The organism is Pyrinomonadaceae bacterium (genome assembly GCA_036277115.1).
Lineage (GTDB): Bacteria > Acidobacteriota > Blastocatellia > Pyrinomonadales > Pyrinomonadaceae > UBA11740.
Genome location: DASUNM010000015.1, coordinates 195,629 through 219,651 on the forward strand (window position 1 = coordinate 195,629; position 24,023 = coordinate 219,651).

A 24,023-nucleotide genomic window follows, 5' to 3' on the forward strand; every position below is an offset into this window, starting at 1 on the left:
TGTCTTACCAGCCGAATGCGAAGCAAGAGAGCCGCGGCTGTGTCCGCAGAGATTCAAAGACAAGAGTGCCGGTATAGCCCGGTGGAAGGCGCAAGTCCTGAAACACCCAGCGCGCCAACTCTTCTTTATCGATACGGTTATTTAACATGGCGGCCTTGACGCCCGGCGCTACCGACATGTCGAATTGGACCCACGGCACTGAGCGCCCTTCCCCGCGCGCTTTTGTATACGCCTCTTTGCGTGTCCAGCAGTTGAAGAAGGCAGCCGTCCGCGCGTCTTGATCCAAGCCCGTCAACGTGTAAATTTCCGCCACCGAAAAACACTGTTCGGCGATGTCCATCGAATCGGATTCGTGTCGCACCGATTCGACGTCAATTCCCACTTCGCGATTCCGCGTGACGGCGATCGTCACCACATCGCCCGACCGTGACAGATTAAACAGCAACCCATCCGCTTCGGAATTAACAACAAACGGCTTTCCAAACTCTGTCTGTCCGAAGATAAATGATGACGCCGGTAGCTCAATGTAACGGCTGAGAATCGTTCTCAGAGCAGATCGAGCAGCCTTAAAACGCCGCCGCTCATCTTCAGAATTTAGTTGCTCGGCGCGCTCGTGTTCGTCGTGAGAAAGGACTTCGTCGAGCACGGGTACGCGTGTGAGATTGACTGTCCAGACGTGCACTTCCTGCTCGGAAATTGCGCAGACATCAGCAGCGTCTCCAACCTGGACGGGCGCGTTGAGCGATTGAATGAAAACATCCGCGGTCGTTAAGGTTCGCATTTTTTTCCTCTATCCAACCAATGCGAGACGCGGCCAAACGCGTCTCGAAATGTTCTCCGAAAGCAAACGCGCGCCGGTAATCAGTTCTGGCGAACAGGAACTCGGTGCGACCGAGCCCAGAAATTGCAACACGCGGAATGAGAACACTGTGCGGTCGAATTTCTCCGCATGTCTTCGCAGCGTGTACTGATCAAACCGCAGCCCTTCAAACTTCTCGATCGCTTCGGCGAGCGAAACACTGTTTGCCTGATCGAAAAAGACGCCGGTCACATCTTCCTCGACGGTTTCCACCGCGCCGCCGGCTCGATACGCGATGACGGGTCGTCCGGCGGCATTCGCTTCCAAAGGCGCCATGCCGAAATCTTCTTCCCCCGGAAACAGCAGCGCGCGACAGCGCGCGGCATAGTAATTCACGATTTTGTCGGGTTGCCGCCCGAGGAATTCAATGCGATCATCCGCGAGCTTTTCCAACCGATTGCGGTCGGGCCCATCGCCGATCACGATCAGTCGCCGGTTCATGCGCTTGCACGCTTCGATTGCAAGGTCGATGCGCTTGTAAGGCATCAAGCGCGACAAGACCAGATAGTAGTCGTCAATCTCATTCGACATGTGAAATCGATTCACATCGATTGGCGGCGGGATGACGTGGGCTTCACGTCCGTAAATCTTCTTGATGCGATCGGCGACCAAACGCGAATTTGCGATGTAGTAATTCGGCTGTTGCGAGGCGCGCAGATCCCACTTCTTCAACGGCCAAAGCATCAACGGCAGTAGCCCGCGCGAAAGTTTTCCGAACCGCTCGCGCGCTACGTAATCGTCGTATCGCCATACCCAACGCATCGGAGTGTGGCAATAGCAAACATGAATCGCATTGCGACGCCGGCGCACGCCTTTCGCATAGCCTGAGCTGCTGCTGAAGATCAGGTCATATTGCGATAGGTCAAAGCCCTCGACCGCGAACGGGTAAAGCATGAAGTAATGACGAAAGCGACGCTCGATCGCCGGCAAGTGTTGAAGCGGTGATGTGCGGATGTCAGCGAGGCGCAGTCGGTGCGGCAGGTTCTGCGGGAGTGCCACGGTGGTATACATCGGAGCTGACGGAAATGATTCGTGCATGGCCTCGGCCACGCGCTCGGCACCGCCCATTTGAACAAAGTAATCGTGTACGAGTGCTATTCTCGACAAATTGACTGACCTCAATCGGTTTCATCATAAGAAACGCTCAAAAGCGTGCAGTTTTCAATTGATCTAAGTACGCGAAGTTACAAGCAGTTTTATTTCAGCCGGCAGCTTGTTGCGATCAATCATTTGTCGATACAGAGCCTCAAATTGGTTCATTAATCGATCGGCCGAAAACCGCTGGTGGACTTCTGCCAGCGCCTTTTTTGCGAGCTGCGAGCGCAGTGTCGCGTCGCTTAAGAGTCTGCCCAAAGCAGCCACCAATTCATCGTGATCATTCGGGGGCACAAGCCAGCCGGTTTGGCGGTGCTCAACGATTTCCTGAATACCGTCCACTGCGGTTGCCAGGACGCACGTGCAACTAGCCATGGCCTCAACCACGGTAAGGCCGAAAGGTTCCGCGCGCGAATTGACGACCGACAAGTCAAAAGCCTGCAAGAGTTCGGGAACGTCGTCGCGCGCGCCAAGCAGCTGAATGCGATCTGACAACCCGAGTTCCTGTGTTTCGGAGTGAATTAGATCGCGGTATTCGCGGTCACTGTTAAATATAGGGTCGCCAATGATCAGCAGCCGAGCCTGGGAAAAATCCCCCGAGATCTCGGCGAATGCCCGAACCAATTCAAGTTGGCCTTTGCGCGGCGTTAACTGACCGACGATTGCGATTAGCAGCGCATTCGCATCAGCGCCGAGCGAGCGACGAATTGACTCACGGTGACTTCGATTCGGATCAAACTTCTGAAGCTCAATGCCATTGTGAATTGTAAAAATCGGCACGCGGCGGGTGAAGAGCGTCAGGACGCGCCCACGAAAGCGACGGGCGACTGCTTCGGAAACGGCCACGATACGGTTGCGGTTCGTCAAAGCGGCAAACAAGCGAATCCCACTGCTGAGAGGATGCCGCGGGAGCAAATCATGAACATGCCAGATGATCGGCATGCGCATTCCCGTGGTGGCTGCGCTCACGACCAGGCCCGCGCGTATGCTGTTGGCGTGCACGACGTCGGGACTTTCAGCTCTGATTGTGGCCCGGACTTCGCGCACAATTTGAATGAGTGAAATCAGATACTGGATTAATCTTTCAGGCCGCCACGTGAAGCGTGCCTTCAGTGGCTCGCTCACTAGCGTTCTCACGTTGATGTCTTCAGCCATGGCTTTGAGTGGCCCATCTGCCGGGCATACGAGCAAAGGCTGAAAGCGTTCGCGGTCAAGCCGGGTGAGAATCGTCAGCAGCACACGCTCAGCGCCGCTGACTTTGCCGGTATGGTTGTAAAAAAGAATTTTCACGTTGGCCGACTTCAAATTGCGTCTCAGATTTGAGATCTCAGACTTCAGATTTCAGATCTGGGATTTCAGATCGTGAACACTTCGCGTTCCTCCTCGCGGCGGAGCTTTAACGTCTCAGCGCTGACCCAACCCATGAACAACCACACCAGCGGTGCGATGGAATACAGCGTGAACGTCAGACCAAACACGCTGTTGACGACCGTGGCCACCATCAGGGCTAAAACAATCTGCTTCGTGATCCAATCGCCGCGGTTTCGCTCAGTGCGACGGGCAACTCGGACTGACAAAAGGGTCGAGCGAAACAATATCCAAACGAATAGCAGGATGCCTGGAATGCCACAGGTGATTCCATTCATCAGAATCGAGCTATCGACGGGCGGCAACTCGTCGGCGCCATTGTTGAAGCGCCACTCGCTGAGCGAGCCCGCGCCAATTCCCCCGCCCAGGGGGCGATAAGGAATGACTTCCGTGAGCAGAAAAGCCCAGTTCGTCATTCGTTCCTGGAAGCTCGCTTCTTCGGCAGGCTTCAGCATGCCGCGCTGCGTGTGCGACAAGACGGTCGAAACCGTCTGCGTTTCATCGTTGCTCCAAACCTCTTCCGCCTGTGGTGGCTTCACCAACATCGCGAATACGACAAACGGCAGCAGGAACATCGTCACGCGCAAAATTCCGCGCCTGATACTGACGGCCGTAAACATGAAGAGGACAATCAGCCCAAACCCCAATCCAAAAGCTGCCGCACGCTGACCGGTTAGCGCGACACAACCGATCAGTCCGAGTCCGGCAACCAGCCAACCGAGGCGCGCGGTGAGACGCTTTTGTCCCAGGGCCAGGCCGAATGCCGCGATCGCCGCAAACTGGGTGTACCGGCCCCACTCTTCTGCGCTGGAAAACGTCGCGAGCGCACGCTCAACGTGGCCCAAGGCGATCGAGGTGTAAAACTCCGTATTCCTGATCCAGTACAGCTCGAACTCCGGGTAGCCAATGACCAGTTGATAGACGCCGTACAGCGAAGTTATCAGGCCGAGAGCGACCATCAGCTTCAGCACTTTCGTGATGAAGTCGCTGGTCACAAATTGGCCGAAGTAAAACCAAACCAGGGGCGCTAACCAGAACATCGCGCCGGACAGCCCGACTAACAATCCACCCTGGAGCGGGTTGAAGATCTCCACAAAGTACAGTGCGGCGAGCGCGGAAACCCAACCGGCCATCGGCGTGGCCCGCACGATCCCGAGGCCGTGCGATTTCAACAGAGCAATAACGGCCATGATCGTGATCACCGGCGTCAGCACGTGAATCGGATCGTGAGAGCTGTACTCAATGAACAGATATTGCGCTCGCCGAAGCAGTCCCCGGAGGGGTTCAAAAAGCATCATCGCGATGAGACCGGCTTCCAGACTGACGAGCAACGGCAACGCCAATAACCAGGTCGCGCCCGCGAGCAACCACCCGCGCAGCACCTGACCGCCAAACGCCGCCGCGCTGACGGTCAGCACCGACAGCGCCTGGACCGGGATCAGCCAAAGCGGCAGGTACCGGCGCGAAACGTTCGGACGTTGAATGACGGCGCTCAAAATTTTCCTTGTGGTTCTCCGGCAGGAAATGTCACGCGCTTTCAAAAAGGAAGGCGCGCACCGATCTCCAGTTGGCAATCAGAAAGTCCTGGCGTTGAGGACGCAGGGAGGCCCAGAATTTGAGCCGGCGCTTCTTCATGAAACTTATCAGCGCCACCACAAACATTACGGTGTATCCGACAAACGAAGCTATCGCGGCGCCGGTGATGCCCAGTCGCGGAAGCAGAATCAGCAACAATACGGCCGTCACGACTGCCGCAAGAAAACGCGCCGTAGTGCTTAAGCCGGGATATCCAAAACCTCGCAAGCCGCTGATCACTACCGAACCCCAACTCCAAACCGCGGCGGCCAACAATAACCAGCGAAGCGCCGACGTTGCCGGCACGAACTCTTCACCAAACAGGAACTTCAGGGCGTATGGTGCACCCATCCACAACGGGATGAGCACGAGAGTCTGGATGTAAACCGACATGCGGAGGCTGGTCGCCCACAAGGCTTCGGCTGCTTCTTGAGTGCTCGCGGCAGCAACTTCCGGCATGAGGGCGGACGCAATTGCGCCACCGGCGAGATTCGTTACTTCGGAAAGGCGAACGGCCATTACGTACAGGCCAATCGCCACGTTTGAAGCCATCGCGCCAAGCATCAATTGATCCAAACGCAGCGTGGTAAAGTCGGCGAGGTTACCCATGTAGTCGCGCGCGCCATAGTTCATCGTGCGCTTGAAGTCCGGCCAACTTGGCTCCCAACGCGGTCGAAACTGCCGCCACACGCCAACCGACGCCACGCCCATGGCAACCGTTTGCGCGGTAATCATCGAGATCATTGCGGTCGTAACCGTGAGGTGGCCGGCAAACCAAAGCACCGCGAAACCGAATGCCTGCACGCCAAAGAAAATCGCGCGCGCAGCCCCGGCCCAACCGAAGCGGCGCGTGCCTTCCAGCATCCCGCGCATCAAATCCAGGAAGAGCGCGGCCGGAATATTGATTTGATAGATGCGCAACAGAGTCATTACCTCAGGGGTCCGCTCACCAACGAGGTATGGAATAACAAGGTCGGCGATACCGATACAGACTGTGCCGACGAGGGCGGTGTAAATAACCGCATTCGAAAACAAGGCCGAGGCGCGTTCCGGCTCTTTAGCGATCCAGTAGCGATAAGCTGTCGGCATTCCCACTGCGGCAAACATCGCGATGAATGGCGGCCACAGCACTACGATTAACAAATCGCCGCGCCCGGCAGGGCCGAGTGCTCGCGCGCCGACCAGGCTGGATACGACGCTAAAAAGAATGCTCAGAGCATCGGCAATTAAAATTAGTCGTGTGTTTTTTAAAATCACTGGATTAATTCGCTGATTCCGGAAGACCGAGATTCGAGGCAACGGGTGAAGCAAGCTGCGGTAGGCTCGCTGATTTTTCGTTACCCGATTTTCCTGCCGTCTTCTTAGTGCTCGTGAGGCTACTGCGCCGCGCAATAGCCCAGTTGCCAAACCAACGGAAGAACGCATGACTGGCCCAATCCCACTCGCCTAAGTACTCCAGGTGGGTTGCGCCGCTCCCTTTCTTAAATTGGTAGCCTCCAGGATTTTGCACGGGATCGATGCCGGCCAAGTCGTAGTAACGGACACCGGCGTTCTTACAGTGCTGAATCATTGCCCAAAACACTTTATAAGAAGCTCGAACCTTCCGGCCGTTTTCACTCGTCGCTGCAAACCAGTTGCCGGCCCGGTTTCCGATCAGGAACGAACCACTCAGGCTGATTAGTTCCCCGCGCTCATCGTCACAGCGATAAAGCACGAGTCGGTCGCGAAGATTCTCGAGCACCTGAGTGATTTCCTCGAGTGAATGTTGTTCTTCCAGTCCTTTCACCGCCTGCATGGACAGGTACACGGACTGGACTTGCTCGGCTGTGGCGTCCGGCCATTCTCTAATCGTCAGGTTCTGTTTGTCCGCACGACGAAGGTTCTGTCGCCACTTGACGTTGCATGCCGCCAGCAAACTCTCTTCGCTCATCGACAGATCCATCAACATTGAGTAGTTCGAAAACATTGGCGCCCAGGGGACGCTCCAACCTTGGGTATTAAGCTGAAGCACATCTTCGATAGCGCGCTTGCGATCACACCGAAATCGGCAATACACCAGCCTCAATCCGGTGGCTTCCTTAATTGCGGACTGAAGACGTTCATCGCAAACTGAGAGATCACCTACCGGACCGCCTTCGCTCCACAACAGGCCAACGCCAAAACGCCGTTTCATCGCTGCCTGCATCATCGCGACGACCTCGCCTGCTCCGTCGAACGCGGCAAACCGGCAAGGATGCCAACCGAGCGACCGGCGGTAATTGCCCCAGCCGAAGGCTTGATAAGGCGAGCAATCGGCGAAGCCCTCCAGCTTCGCGTCCCACCAGCGACGCGCTTCGTCGTCTGTGATCAGCTTCCAGTTGATGTGTTCACTCTTGCTCATCAGATTACGACGCGAACTCGAATTCCGGGTTGCGGACCGCGGAAGCCTGCTTCCTCAAAATCTGGCGATACAGTTCGTGGGTTTTGCTGGCGACGCTATCCCATGAGTAGTGCTCCTCGGCTCTTCGTCGACCGAGCCGCGCAAACTCTTCGCGCAAAGTCGCGTCGTTCAAGACGCGTCGGATGGCGGCTGCCAGCGCCTCAGCGTCACGTTCAGGAAATACCAAGCCCGCCGAATCGATCACTTCCGGAATCGCACCGCAGGTCGATCCAATCACCGGGACACCGGCCGCCATCGCTTCCACGATCACCCGCCCGAACTGTTCGCGAATACGCGCGGTGGTCTCAGTCGGAATCACCAACAGGTCCATTTTGTGAAAGAGCTCCGGGACCGCGTCATAACTGATGGCGCCGGTAAATTCGGCCCGATCAATTAGCTCCTTCTCCATCAATGCTTGTTCAAAAGGCTTCCGCTCTGAGCCGTCTCCGACCATCAGCAGTTTCCAATCGACGACCCGAATTTTGTCGAGCGCTTCTGCCAAGACGTTCAATCCCTTACCCGGTAGCATGCGGCCGACATATCCAATGGTGAGCGGTTGGTCGGCTTTCCGTTTGAACGGCTTCGGCGTGAACGCTTCCAGGTTCACTCCGAACGGCACGACCGGTGATGGCTTATCAAATCCTTTCGCGTCGAGCAGTTCGCGAGCGGTTTCGCTGCACGGATACGCGGCCGCGATTTGTCTTAACGCGCGCCGTTCAAGCCAATTGAAGGGCGGAGGATAGTCTCGGAAAATGTTTTGACAGGTTTGCAGGACCAGGGGCGCGCGCGGCGCAAACCAATTTCGCAGCGTCAGCACTTCCGCGCAGGCGACACTATATGGCTCAGCATTCAGGTCGATTAGGTGCGGACGGTGACGGCGCAGCGCGGCGATGATGGGTTTCGGATTGTAGGCAAAGAGCTGCACGTGCCGGGATAGCAGCCGCCGCGCTTTCGTCACCGGAAACAAGTCGTCGCCGGTGATTTCGACATCGACTTCGGCTTCCCGCCATTTTTCAGTCGTGACGACCTCGAGATCCACATCCGGATGGTTGCGGGCCAGGGCCCTTTCGCGCTCGCGCAGTCTGGGCGTCAGACTCGCGTGGGCAATGCGTAGTACGCGCATTCGACCTCCTTCAAATTCTTGTTCGCCGTGATTCATCTCAGTACTTCTCTCTCGATAGAGACGTGTCTAAATTTCCGAAAGCGGTTACTTTGCCGTCCGCTCTGACTGCATCTTTCTTTTGCCGGCGCCGTTCGTGATATCGGTGCAACGGCGCTTCAGTCAGGCCGTATACGCCGGATGCCTTGGCAATAAATCGGGGCAGGTTATCGTTGCGGCCGAGCGGCACCCGCCAGCGCGAAAAAGCTCCGTTCGTCCCTTGCCACACCGCCCACCCGGCGCGATAGCCACACTCACCGGCTAGCTCTTCGACCTCCGCACTGCATTCGCCGTAGGGCCACGCCATCAGATCGATAGGTTTGCCAATCGTGTCCTCGAGCAAACGTTTCGACTCTGTCAGTTCAAACCGCGCTTCATCGAGCGTTATCCGATTGAAATGGCGATGCCACAGCCCATGGGATCCGATCGTGATCAGCGGATGCGCCGCGATCTCGCGCAAGTCCTCTTCCGTGAGATAGCCATCGCTATCGACGAAGCCGGCCACCACGAAAAGCGTCATCGGCAAATTGTATTTTTCCAGCAGTGGCAGAGCGACGGTGAGGTTGTCTCGAAAACCATCGTCGAAAGTGATCGCGATCGCGCCACGGCGTGACTGCGTCATAGTTTGTTCCAAACGCACAACTTTGTTCCCGCGCGCCAGCCACTGAAGTTGCTGCGTGAAGCGCTCTTTAGAAATGTCGATGTCGCCGGCCATCGGTTCAGCCGGCGAACTAATCGAGTGATAGACAAGTACTGAAGCCATGACTAATTGTTCGAACCGTTCACTTTTTCCAGCCAACACTCACGCCAAAAAAGCAGCGACTGTCGCGGGCACAAACGATGGCACACGCCGTCGCAGGTCGCGCCTTCGAGCAGGACCGTATCCTTGACTTGCCGCTGCCGGCGGCTACCTTCGAGCGTGATGCGTTCGACGCGCTTCTGCACACGCATTTCTGAACCGCAGAACTCGGCCATCGACGGCGCAAAAAGCAGGTGTTGGTGCTTGCCGTCCGGGTCGAGCGTTTGCCGAATCTGGTCGAGCGTCTTCACTCGCACCACGTCGCCAGGTTGAAGGTTCAGGTCTGAGCGCGTTCCGTTGTAAGTTCCGGGTCCGGCTATAAATCGCCAACTCTTCCGGCCGCTCACATGCGCCAGCTTGTTGTAGAAAGCGATCGCCAGACTTTTCAGCCAACGACGCAAAGGTGTTCGATTGTGCAGAAGGTCGAGGGCGTATTGCTTCGGGTCCCACCACGGCAGCGGTTCCGACGCCGCAATGATCTCGCTTAGCTGGCATACGAACTCATCGTGTTGCTGCGCGAGACCGATAAGATCCGACTCTTTAATTCGGCTCGGGCTAAGGTTTGGACGATCGGTTGAACCCGCCGGCTTCAACCAGGCGTCTCGCCAAAAAATCAGACAAGCCTTGTCACAACCGCCGTGCGCCTGGCCATCACAGCGAACCTCTTCCAGAAACACGGTGCCATCGAGCTGCCGCATCTCCGTATCGTCCACGCACGTTTTGAAGGCGCGCCGCGATACGCGAAACTCACGTCCGCAAAACGCCCGCATCTCGGGCATGAACGGCAGCTTGTCGAGCGTGCCTTTCTCGTCGAGCGTGGCCAGGATCTCATCCAGCGGACGCACCATGACCAGGTCGCCGGGAAAGAATTTCGTCTTCTGAATATCCGAGCTTAAAGACATGTTCTGCTTAACTTGCGCCACGCGCGGTCACAATCGCAGGGATAGTCCGGAGCAGAATCGAGGCGTCGAGTTTCAAGGACCAGTGATCGATGTACTCCAAATCCAGCTCCATCCACTGTTCGAAAGAGAGATTGCTGCGACCTGAAATCTGCCACAGGCATGTAAGTCCCGGCTTCACGCTGAACCGGCGTTTCTGCCAGGCGAGTTCCATACGCAGAGCATCACGCACCGACAACGGCCGCGGGCCGACGATGCTCATGTCGCCCATCAGCACGTTGATCAATTGCGGCAGCTCATCGATGCTCGTCTTGCGCAGCCAACGGCCAACCCGCGTAATCCTTGGGTCGTTGCGAATCTTGAAAATTGGACCGGACTTTTCGTTCAGGTGCTCAATTTCATTCATCCGCGCCTCGGCGTCGGCCCGCATGGTCCGGAACTTAAGCATGCGAAAGCGCCGCTTGTTCAGGCCAAATCGATCCTGAATAAAGAACACGGGCCCCTGCGATTCCAGTTTGATCGCAATCGCAACAATGACGAGCAGTGGCGACAGAGTCGCAAGCAAGACTGTGCCGGCCACGACATCGATCAAACGCTTCGCTTCCGTGCGCCAACTAAAGGGCGGCACGCTGTGGAGCGAAATGATCGGGGCGCCATTCAGTTCGCCGGTCTGGGACCGCGCCAATTTCTGCGGAAACAAATCCGACAGCAGGTGCGTGGTGATTCCCTGCTCTTCCAGCAGTCCCACGGCCGCCTCGATTTCGCTGTATTGAGATTTGATCGGCAGGGCAATCGCCGCTTCGTCGATGACTTCGTTGGCCAGGATTAACGGCAAGTCGTCCAGCGTTCCCAACCAAATAGTCCCGGCAATTCGCTGATCCGCAAAAGAACGTTCGTTGTCTACGTAACCGATGAGTTTGTATCCGAGGTCGTGGCGCGCCTGCAGCCGCTCTCCGAATGTACGTCCGCGTAGTCCGCCGCCAACCAGCAGCAGTGACTTGGTGTTAAGGCCGCGGCGGCGCAACCTGCGCAGGTTCCAGCGCAGCAACAGACGCATCGCGCCAATGACGGAAAAAGCGATGAGGCCGAATAGGACAACGGTGACGAGATTGATCGTCGGCCATTTCCCGGCTTGCGCGGCGACCAGCAGCGCCAGCGAACAAATCAGCACACCACGCGCGATCTCTTTCAGCTCGCGCGCTTGCGTGGTGAACCGGTGCGAGAGATACAGGCCCTGGACTGCGAACGCCAGATGCCAGGTGATCAGCAGACCAATCCCGAGCAAAGCGTTGCTCACCTTAATGCGTTCGGAAAGGTAATCAACCGCGAATTCGACGTTATTAGAAGGCGAGAAACGGAACACGATCGTCAGGCCCAGCGCCGACAGAACCAGCGCCAGGTCAGTGACCTTGAGCACAAAATTTGAAAGGACTCCGGATCGTGCCGTCATATCTTTTGGAGTGCGGTGGCTGGACACCGCTTTCTTATTTTCTGGACCGGGCCGACTGGAGATGTGAAAGCGGCGCCAAGTCGCCGCACTCCAAATCAGAATATCGGTGTCATGAATGCCGCGACGCTGGCCAGTTTCATGAATCGTTCAATCTTCGAAATCTTGTCGCGCGGGACGTAAACCATGTCGCCCGGTTGCAGCGTTAGATCGTTTTCCAAGTCGCTGGTGCGGCGGATGCTCTTCAGGTTCAGCAGCTTTACCTCAGCCATGTCCCCATTGATTTTTCGAAACACGACGACCTGAGAGGATCGCGCGGTCTCTTTCATGCCTCCGGCCAGCATGATTGCCTGGATCGCGGTGACGCGTTCGCGCATTTCAATTTTTCCGGGCGTGGTAACTTCGCCGGCGACCACAAAGTAGGGTTTCTGAAATTCTTTCAGCACGATCGTCGCCACCGGTTCCCGCAAACGCGCGCTGGCGCGTCTCAGGATCGCCTGGCGCGTCTGTTCGATGGTGAGCCCGGCCACCTTCAGCTCGCCACCAATTTCGAGCGAGACATACCCGTCCGGTTGCACCGTCATGGTCTGATTGAATTCCGGCGAGTAACGAAACTGAACCTCGAGCACGTCACCGGGCTGTAAACGGTAGCGCTCCTCAGTCACCGTCGAGAGCCGCGGCGCCCGCGCGTCCTGCGCGTGAATGACCACCGGCGCTGAAATGGCGATGGCCGCGACAATGGAGATGAAGAAAAGCCTCATGTGTCTAATCTTTCTCCCTCCCACTTCGAGAGAGGAACAGAACCAATCAGAAGACTTGGGGAGAGGGTCTTGACGCGCGACGTAATTCCCTCTCCCCTGATCCCAAGCCCAGAAGAGCGAGGGAAACTGGTACGCGTATAACCGAGTCTGCTTCTTGCTCCCTCTTTCTTTGGGAGAGGGACACGACTTGATTACAAACGTCGATACAACCACTCCGGCACGGGATAGCGCCGTTTATTCAAAACGAATCCGAGGAATTTGCCCCCGGCCTGTTCGATGGTGCGTTGCGCATTGACGATTTGATCGCGGCGCGACCGCCCGGCCTCAACGACAATCACCACTCCATCAACGTTTGAAGCCAGCACCGCGGCGTCACTGGATTCGTGCAGCGGGCCGCAATCAATCAGGATGTTGTCAAAGCTGACGCGGAGGGCGTCGACGGAATCGAGGCCCGTGTCCACTTCATCTTCCTGTTTGCCGATGCGCATCAAGTGCGAGCGCTGTGGAAGTTCCTGGTCGTCGTCACGGTGGCTTCCATTACCATTCATGCGAAGCGACTTATTGGCAGGTAACATCCAGAGGTTCTCAACGTTGGTCGGATGACAGTTCCAGGGCATCTGCATGTAGTCTTCGACGCCCAGTGTTTGTAGACGCTCAGCAGAAATCACGAGCGTGCGCCTTCCGGTATAGCGGGCCATCTCAACCGCAAAGAGTTGCGTCACGTGCGACACGCCTTCGTTGCCGGACGCCGAGGTGAAGGCGATGGCCGCGCCACCGCGCAAGCCCTGCGAACTGTTCTTCAGGTTCGCGAGTAGCAGTTGCAGGTTGTGACGCCGTCCCTGTTTGTCGGAATTCGTGGTCGGCGCTTTGACCGGCAACATCGGCTCAATTATTTGCTCTTCAACTTGCATAAGGTACGCACGCGTCTCGCGTGCTGGGTACGCAGGCGTCCGCGCCTGCTCTTCCAGTCATCAAGCTTGCAGCTCGGCCCGCACTGGCTTGGTCTTCACCTGTCGCGCGCGCGACCCGCGCTGACTAATCATCTTTCGTCCGTTCTCCGGCACAGTCGCTAACACTGGACCGCCGGTGAGCGCTTCAAGTTGCCGGGCCGAATGCACCTTGTCGTCGAGCAGCTCGGCCGTAATTACGCTGCCAATGCACAGGAATCCGGCGAGCACCGTGCCCAGTACCAGGTTCAACGGTCGATTCGGTGACGTCGGAAGCTGTGCCGGCGTGGGCGCTTCGGCAATTGAAACGTTCGTAATCTTTTGCCGGTCCAGTTCGTCGCCGATGCGCGACTCTTCGCGCTTCTTTGCGTAGAGCTGATAGTTGTCTTCCGCTTCCTTCACCTGTCGTTGCAGGTCGTTGTGCGTTGCCGTGTTCGACTCGAGCTGATCCAAAGCCGTCTGATACTGCTGTAATTGTCCCGACAGCGTTGTGCGCCGCGCCAGCGCCGCGCTTTGGTCCAGACGAGCGCGTGCCAACTCTGTCTCCAATGTTTGTCGCAGAGGATTCAGGCCAGTCGCTTCTTCGACCGCAGATTTACCTTCGGCTTTCTCGAGCGCTTCGCGCGTGATGCGAATCTGTTCATCGACCTCGCGCACCAGGCGATCGTCAGGTTTGAATTTCGTCAGCAGCTGCGTGCGCCGGGTTTGCAGCTCAACCATCATCGTGTTCAGGCGTTCGGCGGAAAACTGGTTCGGCAGTGAACGGCTGCTCGTCACGACGCGCTCGGGCATCGAAGCCAACTGCTGTTCGACGCGCTTGATCTTTTGGGTCGCTTCGTTGACGGCGGCTTCGCTGGCCATCAGGCTCGCTTTCGCTTCAGCTGTCTTCTGAAGCGTCAGCTCTTTCTGCTGAGACAGCACGACCAGGTTGTTGCTCTGTTGAAATTCCGTGAACTTCTGTTCCGCCGCTTTCAAGATTCCTTCACGCTCATCGGCCTGAGTTTGAAAGAAATCGGTGGCGCCTTCGGGGTGATGCAGTTTTAAATGCTTTTCGAGATAGAGTTCGCCGACCCGCTTCAGCACTTTGGCCGAAAGCTCTGGAGAGTTCGACGCGTAAGAGACCGAGATGATGTTCGCCTTGCGCACCGGCGTGACCGTAAGATCTTTCGCCAACTGGTTGACGGCACTCTCAACCCGCACAGTTTCTGCAGGTGGGGTGCGCGAGAACCAGCCGGGCTTCGCACTCGCCAGACCTGATTCTTTGACCACCTGCGTCAGAAGGTCTTTGCTGGTCAGCAGCTCAATTTCGGAATTGATTTGGTTTTCGGTGACTTCCCCGTCGGCCATCATGCTGGGCGCTTCGGAATGAGCGGCAGTGATGGCTACGTCCACGCGCTGGTTCTTTACCAGAATCTTCATGCGCGATTCGTATTTGTTGGGAAGGAGGAGGGTGACGACGACGGTGCCGATAAGGACCGTTAGAAAAGTTAGCAAAACGAGGCCTTTGCGCCGAAATAGCGCCGCCGCCCCGTCACGTAGAGAGATGTTCTGTCTGCCGACAGATGTCGTCAGTTCGCGCGTCATAACTTAACTTCCTTTGAGTTAAAACGCTGAACCAGCTGGGATTTCCAAGGAAAAGGCGGGAAAGTGGGCGAGCAGCAATCAACAATTCGGAGGAAAGCCGGCCGTTGTTCTTCTTAGTTCACTGTGGCAGTGTAGGCGCGCGGTGAATCGCAGAATCGCAGGCCTGACCCCCTTTTGGTTCTCATGACTTCCTCAAAACGCATTGGATGCACAAGACGCCTTAACGCGTGACTTGAATCCAGAGACGATTAGATGAAATCTCAGGCGCGTCTGCCCAAAGGGCAGGCAGGCTACGAAATTGTGGCGCCACCAAATCTCTTTGGAGCCAGCTTTTATAAATGACTCGAAGTGAATATCGGCCGGGCGTAGGGAAGAATTCACTTACTTTGAGATTGACCGAGGTTCCGTAAAAGAACCCTTCATCCAAGGCAATCAGTATGGACGTATCGTCTTTGCTCGGCGGCGGCATCATCGCATCTGAAAGCATGGGCGCCGGAAGAGATTGCCCCTTCTCATTAGCAATCTCCAGTTTTAACCCACCGGCATATCCGGTCCAGAACATTCTCCTGTCAATGTAAACAGTCGCATCGCCATTGTTCACGAGCGAAGCATGCAACGTAAGACCTTGCCGCCGCGAGTACTTCTGCTGATCAGTCGAGATGCGCAGATTCATCTGTCCGGCCACACTGGACTGATCGCTCGTTAGCCTGGGCCCGTTTCGATCCCCAAACATGCCTGACTGCAAAACGCCGGAACCCCTGGTCCCGCCGCTTACCCCAATCAAAATAACCAAAAAAATCGCGGACAGCTTAACACGCAAGAATTTCGCTGTAAGCATAGGCCTCCTCTTACTAGTACTTCAATCCTTGTTCCATGTGTTTCTGCATTTTTGCTTTGTTCGCAGGCGTCAGGGCCATTTCACCTTGAAGATAAGTAGTCTCATACGGTTGGAACCCAACCTTATTACCTACACCTAATTGAATAGTGCGTGCAGACAGCTCATCCTTCCAAAGGTTCTTGCCGGAAAACTTTCCTTTATTCAGATGGTGCTGGCCTTCATGTGCGAACAAGGACGCGATCCACGCCGCCGAACTCCCTGGATCGAGAATGTACTTCACCGACAGAGTCATCCCATTACTACCGGTTGCACCAAGGTAAGTTTTTGATCCGACCACAGAAAAAACTGAAATGCGGCCAATCGCTTTCTTTTCGGCGGGTGTAAGTGTACTTGCGTTTGCGTTAATTAACGCGGCAGCGGCGGCTATTTTGTTGCTGACCTTCAGTTTGTTAGCAGCCGATATTCCCTTCGCATAAGTGATCTTCACCGTCTTGCCGAGAACCGTAACGGACGTGAGGGGCTTTGCCGGCGCCGTGCCAGGCGCTTGCGCCGGCGCCTGCGCAGGAGCTTGCGAAGAACCTGACTGATCGGTCGGGTTCTCGGGCGGTGGAGGCAGTGGCGTTTCCTCGGAGGTAGTTCCACTCGTAGTTGCCGAGGTGCTGCCGGTTGAGTCGGATTGCTCCTCTTCTCCGCCCTCCTCCTCCTCGTCGCGGTCGGCAAAACCATTCATCCCGTTCTCGATAATGGTTCGGCCAGTCTCCGGTCCACCAAAGTTGTTTTCATTCGCCCAGATGTCCGTTACCGTCTGCCAGCTCATCGTGGCGTCCATCATCGTCATCAATCCGAGTGGATCGATTTTGTTGACGGGATCATTTTCAACGTAGCTATACCGATTGAACGACTGTGGCGACGCGATACTCATGCTGTCACCGTAGGGGTCGGGCGCCGTCCAGCGGGCCGACAAGTTGTCGTATTGGCGCCACAACGTGTGCGACATACCCGTCGCCTCGTCGTTCTCCATTCCGGCATACTTTTGTCGCACACTGTCGGGCTGAGAATAACCGCCTCCCGTGGAGCGCATGCCGACTCCGGCGGGCAGATCTTCGCCGAAGGGTGCATAGTCGTGTCGAGAAATTACGGTTCCCGTCGCATTGGTAATCGCCCGGGGCGAGTTCTGATGATCGCTTGTGACAAATTGAGTGCCACCGGTAACGACCGGGCCGTATTCGGCGACCAGCTTGCCGATGGCGTCATAGACCAGCACATTGGTCAACATACCACCCGCTTGCGTGGCCACTCGCTGGCCGCCGGCATCGTAAACATTCACCACGGTCGTGGTGCCGTTAGTGCTTTGCTTTTGGCGATTATTGGCGTCGTATTGGAAGCTAAGATTGCGGAACTTGGAATCGATCGTAACGTTGCCGGCATCGTCGTATGTCAGTCCCGATGCGTAGCGGTTCGTGTTCTTATTGATATCCGCATCTTCCGTCCAGATTTGTGTAAACGGATTACCGTTGTTCTGCGCTTGCTTCTGGTAACGGTTCCCAAAAACGTCGTATTCGTAGTTTGCCAGCCATACCTGCTGACCATTGTCACCGCGAAGTTCGCGCGCTGAAGACAAGCGCCCGAGCGAATCGTACGCAAAATTTTGTTGCCACTGTTTTTGCGTCGCAATGAAGCCTTCGATCCGCGCGATCTGGCCGGTGTTCTTCGTTTCGTCGACGATGTTCGTCGCGGGATTGTAAACGCCGTATTTGTAATCGTAGTGCTGAAGTTGGGTGCCATTTCGGGCGAGATCCATGCTCTGAATTTGCAAGCGCGAATTGTACGTAAAACTTTCGACCGCGCCGTTGCCCAGGGTTACTTGCTTCAACAATCCCTGCGTCGTGGTGTAATCAAAGGCATTGGCGTAGATCATGGCGCCACTGGAAACCTGCGACAGGCGGGCGCCATCGTCAAACGCGTAGCTGACCACTCTTCCGGACGGATACTTCTGGCTTGTAAGCGCTCCCTTGAGATTGTAAGTGTATTGATCCATCACGTAGGTCTGGTCACCCACCGTCTGCTGGCTATAGCTGACGCGGCCTATCACATCGAACCTGTAGTTTTGCGCTGTTGCCGGAATCGATCCGACCGCCGCGGTCGACGCCTGCGTCAGCCGGCCCTTGTTGAAGTATCCGGTGGCCGGCTGGTCGTAAAAATTGCTGACCGTAGGCGTGCTGTCTGAGTAACTGACCTGGTAAATGCGGTTCAGATTGTCGTACCGAAACTCAGTGTGAATGTTGCGGGCGTCGTATCCGCTGGTAAGCAAACCTGCATAGGTAACGCCTCCGATGGTCTCGTCGTAAACCAGTTTGCGCGACCAGGCGCTGTTGCCGGTCAACGGATCTGAAGCAGTGTGCGTCCCTGCTTGTTCGACTTGACGCTCATGCGTGAGCCGGCCCAGCGCGTCATATTTGAAATAGCGATGCTGCACCGTTCCGCTGCCGGTACCCTGGGTGATGTGAATCAAAGCGCCCTGCGTGTCGTAGTCGTAATAGGTTGGCTGCGTCGGCGCTTCAATTGAACCCAAACTGCCCCCCTGGTTCGGTTCATCAACGCGCACAATTCGGCCCAGCGCGTCCGTCTTCGTCCGTCTTTGCCGGCCGGCTTGATCGGTAACCGTCGTGTAGATGCCCTGGTAATTGTTGAGAACTTGTGAAGCGTCGGGCAACGTCACGTAGTCCACACGTGACATCGCATCGTAGTGCGACACAGTCCAGTCGGTCGTATGCGACAAATCGGCCACACCATTCAGTGTCGTGGTGCGATACGGATTTGAAACCTTCCAGACGCGCCCCATCTGATCGAAAATCGTGTCCGTGGCAATGTAGTTAGCACCGCCTTCACCGCCAAAACTTCGGCTGATGCGGCCCATTGGATCGACGAACTCATAGGCTTTCAAGACACGGGTGGCATCTTGCTGGGTTTCCGTCAGGGTGAACAGATTACCGAGCGTCTCACCAAAGCTATACTTACTCCAACTTCCGTCCGGCCGTGTCACTTTACGCACGCGATTCATCGAATCGTTCTGGCCCTGATCATTCTGATAGCTCAACGTTGTAACTTGACCGTTGGCGTCAGTGGTAGTCAGCGTGAGCCCCGTCGTGTAGTCATACGTGCTGCTCGAGGTAAACGCTGTAGTCGATCCGTGGACCCCGGTTGGATCAGGAACTGCCGTGATCGATTGCGTGGCGTAAGCGTGTTTATAGGTAGAAGAGTATTCAGTGGCAGTCTGAATACCGCGCTCGTTCCAGGTGTTTCTAACGTTCCCGCATTGGTCGAATTGGGCGTGCGTTTCAAGATAAAGGCCCGCGCCGATATCTGAGTAACTCCGTGTCGTGGTCACGTTCCCGCGCGCGTTGGTGTTCGGATCGGCGTATTCGGGTGCCGTCAGATCGTTGTAGTTAATCAGCGGATACGCCGCCTCATCATAGAACGATTCGCTCTTTGAAATAACCTGGCCAGCCGTATTTTTCAGGAGCACGGAAGTGGGCAAACCAAGGATGTGCCGGCTTTGATAAGCTGCATCATCAAGGTACGTCGTGACTAAGCTGCTGGCGGGCGGGTACGAGTAGCCGGTGGAGATTGTTGTGACGTTGTCAGCCTGGGCCGACGCTTGGGGAACCGACGCGAAGTGGGTCTCAGCGATGTCGGTTTGATCAAGCCCTGTCGTAAATATGTAAGCGGGGTTCGAGTTGTAGCCGTAGGTAATCAACTTCGCGAGGGCGTCACCACCAGTGTCGAGAATGAGACTGACACTTTTCTTGGGACGCACATTGCGAAACGCGTGCACCCACTGCTCGCCCTGCAGACCTATCCGGGGTGGGATAGGATTGTCATCCCAGGCGAAATCCGTCAGCGACCGTCGCAGCACAACTCCGCCTTGGCCGGGCGGCTTGTCATACACTCGTTCCTCGAAAGGCACTCCCTGCCGCGCGTCTTCCCACCCGAAGGGCCAGAAATGAGGATTGCCCTGACCCGGCTGGAGGGGAGCCATGAAGTTGTGCTTGCGCACTTCGCTGTAGCTGTTGTCAGGCGCGGTCGTCCCGGTGATCTGAAATGTGCCGATTTGAGGGTCACTCCCGCCCGAGATGGAATAGGTCCATGTTGCCAGATCACTTCCGTCGCCTTTGGCACTAAGCTGTCTCTGCGTTACGACGCGGTTCATTTGGGCGTACGGGGGCTTGACGTCACCGATCGGCGGCGCATCGTCGAATGAATATTGCTCGTACGCTCCGGTAGGATAAGTGATCTTGTCGATCTCACCGTAGATGTTGTAACCAAATTTGTATTTCAGCCCGTTAGGCAGCACGACTTCCGTGAGCACCACCGGATCGAATAGTTCACCGCCAACCTGGGCGCGGCCAACCACCCAGGTGGTCGGCGATTCCGAGTCGGCTTCCTGGCTGACAAAAAGGCTCCCTGACCAGCCCTGTGGCACGACCGTCGGGTAGTTGTTTCCGTAGTAAGGGGTCGGCGGCTGCGCTGGATTCGGCAAATAGTGACTGCCTACTGGTTTCGGGCCCGCTCCAGATGTGATCACTCCCGGGTCTGAGAGTTTCTTCCAGACTAACTGGTACGGCGAAGTAAGCCCCGGCGCGTAGTATTCCTGCGTGCCGATGGTCGGACTTGCCGGCAGCGGGACGTTAATCTCTCTGCCCAGCGTGTCCTTCCATTGCCGCGTTGACGCGGTGTAATTCAGGGTATTCCCGTTCCGATCGATGAATTGCGCGGTGGAACCGTTAAGCACATAACGGCTACCATCCGGCATGTAGACGGTGCCCGTCGTCTGCGATGTGGCGTCATAACGCAATCGGGAGCCGTCAACCGCATAGAACGTGCCGGTTACCCTCATTGTGCCTTCATACGGCGTATCGCTCTCGCGCAACTCATGCTTCGAGCCGTCGGGCATGGTGATGTAGACACGCGCCACTCGGAAACGCCGGAATCCTGAGCTACATATGAAGCAAAACTGCTTACCCGTGTAGTAGTACTGGTCCGTTTCCTTTGGCCATTCGATAATTGGCAAGTCAAGACTTGTCTTCCAGCCCGCGGTCGTATGTTCAGCATAGATCGCCTCTGTGATCGTCGTGTAGTACGAGACGTCGTTGACCGTGGCAAGATTTCCGAGTCTCCAAACCTTTGACGAGTAATAGAGGTTTACCGGCAAGCTTGCGCCGCGCCCTGGATATCCAATGATCGGAATTTGAATGGTACTGTCGAGGCCCGATCCAACGTTGCCCTGCGTGAACTGGATGTTTTGCCCGGCCGTCTCGCCAATCGTACAAACTAGCGCGCAAGTGAATACCAGGCCGCTTATCAACATTCGGCGCAGTGAGATTGAGTATCGTTTCTTCATCGACTTCACTCCTCTAACGGACACATTGCCGCAGTTCATCGATATGGTTTTTTTGAATAAGGAATCCCACGCCCACATTCGTGTAGGAACATGCCGATAGGCTCAGTGCGCCGCGTGCCTGGTCCAGGTTTGTCCGCAGGGTCTGAATATGATCAGCTTGAACGGTGGTAACGCCAGCGGTGATAGCAGCTCCCCAATTCGCCGCGCCAAGATTGGCGGTCGCGCGGACCGCGTCTACCGCTTGCCGTAGCTCATTGATGTGCGCTGCCTTTACAAGTGTGCTGCCGGTGACGATCGTGTCGTCAGTAAAAGTGATCGCCGTTGCCACATCGAGATTGCTGTACGGCGAGAGGTTGCCACCGCCGTCCACAGCCCTGACCCGGTAAAGGTAAGCCGTGACGCTGGTCACCGTGTTGTCGGTAAAGGTTGTGGTCGCCACGTTGGAATTGACGACGGTGTAATTGCCGCCCAGGTTTGTCGTGCGCTCGACCTGATAGTGATCGGCGCCCGGGGTCGCAGTCCAACTAATGCTTACCCTGGCCGGGTTCTCGTTCGACAAGGTCAGGGCCGCAACGTTCGTCGGCGCGAGCAGAGTCACCGGCGCTTCCGTGGCCACTAACTTTCCTCCCGCGTAGATGTACTCTTTGGAAGGGTTGTTAGCGGGTGGAATTGGCGGTGGCGGCGTCCAAAACAGCGCCCGAATATGCTTCGCGCCGCGAGTGTCTCTCCACGGACCGGCGACCGTGCCCAGCGAAAGTAAAATAGCCAGCCCAAGCGCGCCGACAATGACATGTTTCTTGCGCCGCGCGCGTGTGGACTTTGACTTCCCTCGTCGCGAGACTTTGTTTTTCGACATAAAAACCTCTTCTCAATCGAGCCTGCGATTAGCGCAGGCTGAAAGCTCTCTTACTGCAAACTCAACAGCACCAGAATCTCACCCGAACCCTTAGCGAGCGGCTCGAGCGCTTTGCCGATGATCGTCCCCGGCATGTGCATTTTCCGGCCGGCAAACTCAACGGCTTCGGATTTCATAGCGACACCGGCCACCTCACTCGTAACAAGCAGATCGCCGATTTGAATCGGTCCGCGTGACGCATCTACTTTCACGCGCACGCGACCGGTGGTGGCGACCAGCACTTTGCCTTCACCGCCTTCACCGAGAGTGATGCCGGGCTGTGCGGAAATCACTCCTGCGACGCGAGTGTCATAGGCAGTGCTTGATGAAATGACTTGATTGGATTTGGCTGTGTCGAGGACTACGACAGTGCCGGCGGCAAGTTGTTCGGACGATGGCACCCATTCGGCGAGGTCCTGGTACTTGGCCTTGATGTTGCCGGCTTCAATTGTGCCCGCGGCGTTAATATTCCCCGTGCCTGATAATTTTAGATTGCCATTGATCTCCAGCTTTTCAGCCGGCGACGTTGTTCCCATGCCGACATAGCCATTGCCACGGACTATTGCCTGAACTCCGCCGCTGTTCTCAAAAACGGCAACGGCATCACTGGACGATGCAGTCGCCGCTTTGGCACGGAAACCATTTACCCCGCCATTCACATCAAGTGAGTAGACTGGATTACTCATGCCGATCCCGACGTTGCCGGATGAATTGATATTCATTGACTGGGTGTGAGATCCGGCCGCGTCATGCCGGTAAAAGTTGACGTCTTGACCGCTGATTTGTATGAGAGCGCCGGGCGCAGTGGCTGCCCACGCAGTGCCGGTGAACCACTCGTTGTTAGACAGGTGGACGTAGTCACCTCCCGAGCTGAAGTAAGCGTTTCCAAGTTTGAGGGCCGAATTGGGAGCTAACTCGAGTTTCGTTGACGGGTTCGTCGTGCCAATACCGACATTGCCGCTGTTGTAGTAAATGGAATCCGTTCCGAGCCATGGCGAGTTTCCTCCACTGGAGATCGGCGTTCCGTTGATACGAAGACCGGTCGCGTTAATCTCGCCGTTAACGTCCAGTTTGTATGCGGGATCGATCTTATCGATGCCAACCTTGCCTGTGGGCGTGATCCTGATTCGTTCGGCCAACGTGCCGGAGCTACTGGTGTAAAACTGCAACGTGCCGGAATTGCTCGCACCGTCAACCCAGCTTACGATGGCTGCCGTTCGCTTGTCGTTGTTGTCTGCAATACTGCGATTTGCGAAGGCGATCTGACCGATGATTCCTTCACCATTGGTGGTTGAGGTTGTATTGTTGCTTAAAACAAAAGTCGGAAACGGCGTAATGGCGGAATGCGAGGTGCCATAGCCGATTTCGAGAAACGGGTTCAGTTGGGAATCGTACGTTGAATAGAGCAGAGTGCGACTCGTGATGTCGCCGAAGAGGCCGTTTCCAATAACGTTTAGTTTCTGACTCGGACTCGTAGTGCCAATGCCCACGTTGCCACTTCGGTTCATTGAGAAGCGAGTGCCCTGACCGGCCCAACCGTCGCCCTTTTGCACGATGTGGAAGAGCCCAGATGCGTCAGTAGTCAATGACCACCGCAGGTTTGTGTCCGCGTTCGTATAGAACCTAAATGCGTCAGAGTCGGCTGCGACAGTAAACGGCTTCGTTCCGGTTATGTCCGGGCCCGTAGGGGAAATTATTAAATGACCGCTACCGAGGGTTTGAAAGTCGGCGTACACACTTGCATCGGTATGGGTAAGCCGCAACTGAGGGCCTCCAGAATCCTGGGCTTCAAGCTTGCGGTCTGGACTAGTGGTGCCCGCGCCCGCGTTTCCAGTCGTCGGAAACGTATTTGTCTGCGCAGCCGCACTAACTGATGCCAGAATCAGAAGCGTGGGTATCAGAATGAAACGAGTGAGGCAAATAGTTTTCCGCAGGGATTGAAGTGTCATGATTAACCTCTTTCGAAATTGTCTGGAG

17 protein-coding genes are annotated in these 24,023 nt (G+C 56.2%); all 17 read right to left on the bottom strand.

Annotated elements, in window-relative coordinates:
* Positions 1-4: 4 nt before the first annotated feature.
* On the bottom strand, positions 5-781 hold the full coding sequence (locus VFX97_03835) for a 4'-phosphopantetheinyl transferase superfamily protein (protein ID HEX5702331.1): 777 nt from the start codon (positions 779-781) through the stop codon (positions 5-7).
* A 9-nt stretch (positions 782-790) separates the two neighbouring features.
* Positions 791-1,966 carry a glycosyltransferase gene (locus tag VFX97_03840; protein HEX5702332.1) on the bottom strand — a complete coding sequence of 392 codons (1,176 nt, stop codon included), beginning with the start codon at positions 1,964-1,966 and terminating at the stop codon, positions 791-793.
* A gap of 63 nt (positions 1,967-2,029) precedes the next feature.
* A complete protein-coding gene (locus VFX97_03845; protein ID HEX5702333.1) occupies positions 2,030-3,244 on the bottom strand; it encodes a glycosyltransferase family 4 protein in 1,215 nt (404 codons plus the stop codon).
* Positions 3,245-3,309: 65 nt separating this feature from the next.
* The gene (locus VFX97_03850; GenBank protein ID HEX5702334.1) at positions 3,310-4,818 is read right to left on the bottom strand and encodes a hypothetical protein; all 1,509 of its coding nucleotides are present in this window, start codon (positions 4,816-4,818) and stop codon (positions 3,310-3,312) included.
* A 31-nt stretch (positions 4,819-4,849) separates the two neighbouring features.
* Positions 4,850-6,154 carry an oligosaccharide flippase family protein gene (locus VFX97_03855; protein ID HEX5702335.1) on the bottom strand — a complete coding sequence of 435 codons (1,305 nt, stop codon included), beginning with the start codon at positions 6,152-6,154 and terminating at the stop codon, positions 4,850-4,852.
* 4 nt (positions 6,155-6,158) lie between these two features.
* Positions 6,159-7,277: a peptidoglycan bridge formation glycyltransferase FemA/FemB family protein gene (locus VFX97_03860; protein ID HEX5702336.1), complete on the bottom strand. Its 1,119-nt coding sequence runs from the start codon at positions 7,275-7,277 to the stop codon at positions 6,159-6,161.
* 4 nt (positions 7,278-7,281) lie between these two features.
* Complete coding sequence (locus VFX97_03865; protein HEX5702337.1) at positions 7,282-8,439, bottom strand: glycosyltransferase family 4 protein; 1,158 nt, start codon at positions 8,437-8,439, stop codon at positions 7,282-7,284.
* Between the two features lie 37 nt (positions 8,440-8,476).
* Entirely contained in the window at positions 8,477-9,238 is a 762-nt protein-coding gene (locus VFX97_03870; GenBank protein ID HEX5702338.1) for a polysaccharide deacetylase family protein, read from the bottom strand.
* Positions 9,239-9,240: 2 nt separating this feature from the next.
* Positions 9,241-10,176, bottom strand: coding sequence for a hypothetical protein (locus tag VFX97_03875; GenBank protein HEX5702339.1), 936 nt, complete (start codon positions 10,174-10,176; stop codon positions 9,241-9,243).
* 7 nt (positions 10,177-10,183) lie between these two features.
* Positions 10,184-11,623: a sugar transferase gene (locus VFX97_03880; protein ID HEX5702340.1), complete on the bottom strand. Its 1,440-nt coding sequence runs from the start codon at positions 11,621-11,623 to the stop codon at positions 10,184-10,186.
* A gap of 95 nt (positions 11,624-11,718) precedes the next feature.
* A complete protein-coding gene (locus VFX97_03885; protein HEX5702341.1) occupies positions 11,719-12,381 on the bottom strand; it encodes a polysaccharide biosynthesis/export family protein in 663 nt (220 codons plus the stop codon).
* Positions 12,382-12,572: 191 nt separating this feature from the next.
* On the bottom strand, positions 12,573-13,292 hold the full coding sequence (locus VFX97_03890) for a CpsD/CapB family tyrosine-protein kinase (protein HEX5702342.1): 720 nt from the start codon (positions 13,290-13,292) through the stop codon (positions 12,573-12,575).
* A 60-nt stretch (positions 13,293-13,352) separates the two neighbouring features.
* Positions 13,353-14,912, bottom strand: a complete 1,560-nt coding sequence (locus VFX97_03895) for a Wzz/FepE/Etk N-terminal domain-containing protein (GenBank protein ID HEX5702343.1) — start codon at positions 14,910-14,912, stop codon at positions 13,353-13,355.
* A 220-nt stretch (positions 14,913-15,132) separates the two neighbouring features.
* The gene (locus VFX97_03900; protein ID HEX5702344.1) at positions 15,133-15,585 is read right to left on the bottom strand and encodes a hypothetical protein; all 453 of its coding nucleotides are present in this window, start codon (positions 15,583-15,585) and stop codon (positions 15,133-15,135) included.
* 178 nt (positions 15,586-15,763) lie between these two features.
* On the bottom strand, positions 15,764-21,151 hold the full coding sequence (locus VFX97_03905; GenBank protein ID HEX5702345.1) for an RHS repeat-associated core domain-containing protein: 5,388 nt from the start codon (positions 21,149-21,151) through the stop codon (positions 15,764-15,766).
* Between the two features lie 13 nt (positions 21,152-21,164).
* Positions 21,165-22,007, bottom strand: a complete 843-nt coding sequence (locus VFX97_03910) for a fibronectin type III domain-containing protein (GenBank protein ID HEX5702346.1) — start codon at positions 22,005-22,007, stop codon at positions 21,165-21,167.
* Between the two features lie 50 nt (positions 22,008-22,057).
* Positions 22,058-23,995 (bottom strand): hypothetical protein, encoded by a 1,938-nt coding sequence (locus VFX97_03915; GenBank protein ID HEX5702347.1) that lies wholly within the window; start codon positions 23,993-23,995, stop codon positions 22,058-22,060.
* Between the last annotated feature and the right edge of the window lie 28 nt (positions 23,996-24,023).

What these genes read in the sequence shown, in the direction of transcription:
- VFX97_03905 (HEX5702345.1), bottom strand. Translation starts at nt 21,151, where the DNA reads ATGAAGAAACGATACTCAATCTCACTGCGCCGAATGTTGATAAGCGGC.
- VFX97_03890 (HEX5702342.1), bottom strand. Translation starts at nt 13,292, where the DNA reads ATGCAAGTTGAAGAGCAAATAATTGAGCCGATGTTGCCGGTCAAAGCG.
- VFX97_03915 (HEX5702347.1), bottom strand. Translation starts at nt 23,995, where the DNA reads ATGACACTTCAATCCCTGCGGAAAACTATTTGCCTCACTCGTTTCATT.
- VFX97_03880 (HEX5702340.1), bottom strand. Translation starts at nt 11,623, where the DNA reads ATGACGGCACGATCCGGAGTCCTTTCAAATTTTGTGCTCAAGGTCACT.
- VFX97_03900 (HEX5702344.1), bottom strand. Translation starts at nt 15,585, where the DNA reads ATGAATCTGCGCATCTCGACTGATCAGCAGAAGTACTCGCGGCGGCAA.
- VFX97_03885 (HEX5702341.1), bottom strand. Translation starts at nt 12,381, where the DNA reads ATGAGGCTTTTCTTCATCTCCATTGTCGCGGCCATCGCCATTTCAGCG.
- VFX97_03870 (HEX5702338.1), bottom strand. Translation starts at nt 9,238, where the DNA reads ATGGCTTCAGTACTTGTCTATCACTCGATTAGTTCGCCGGCTGAACCG.
- VFX97_03865 (HEX5702337.1), bottom strand. Translation starts at nt 8,439, where the DNA reads ATGCGCGTACTACGCATTGCCCACGCGAGTCTGACGCCCAGACTGCGC.
- VFX97_03835 (HEX5702331.1), bottom strand. Translation starts at nt 781, where the DNA reads ATGCGAACCTTAACGACCGCGGATGTTTTCATTCAATCGCTCAACGCG.
- VFX97_03895 (HEX5702343.1), bottom strand. Translation starts at nt 14,912, where the DNA reads ATGACGCGCGAACTGACGACATCTGTCGGCAGACAGAACATCTCTCTA.
- VFX97_03875 (HEX5702339.1), bottom strand. Translation starts at nt 10,176, where the DNA reads ATGTCTTTAAGCTCGGATATTCAGAAGACGAAATTCTTTCCCGGCGAC.
- VFX97_03910 (HEX5702346.1), bottom strand. Translation starts at nt 22,007, where the DNA reads ATGTCGAAAAACAAAGTCTCGCGACGAGGGAAGTCAAAGTCCACACGC.
- VFX97_03860 (HEX5702336.1), bottom strand. Translation starts at nt 7,277, where the DNA reads ATGAGCAAGAGTGAACACATCAACTGGAAGCTGATCACAGACGACGAA.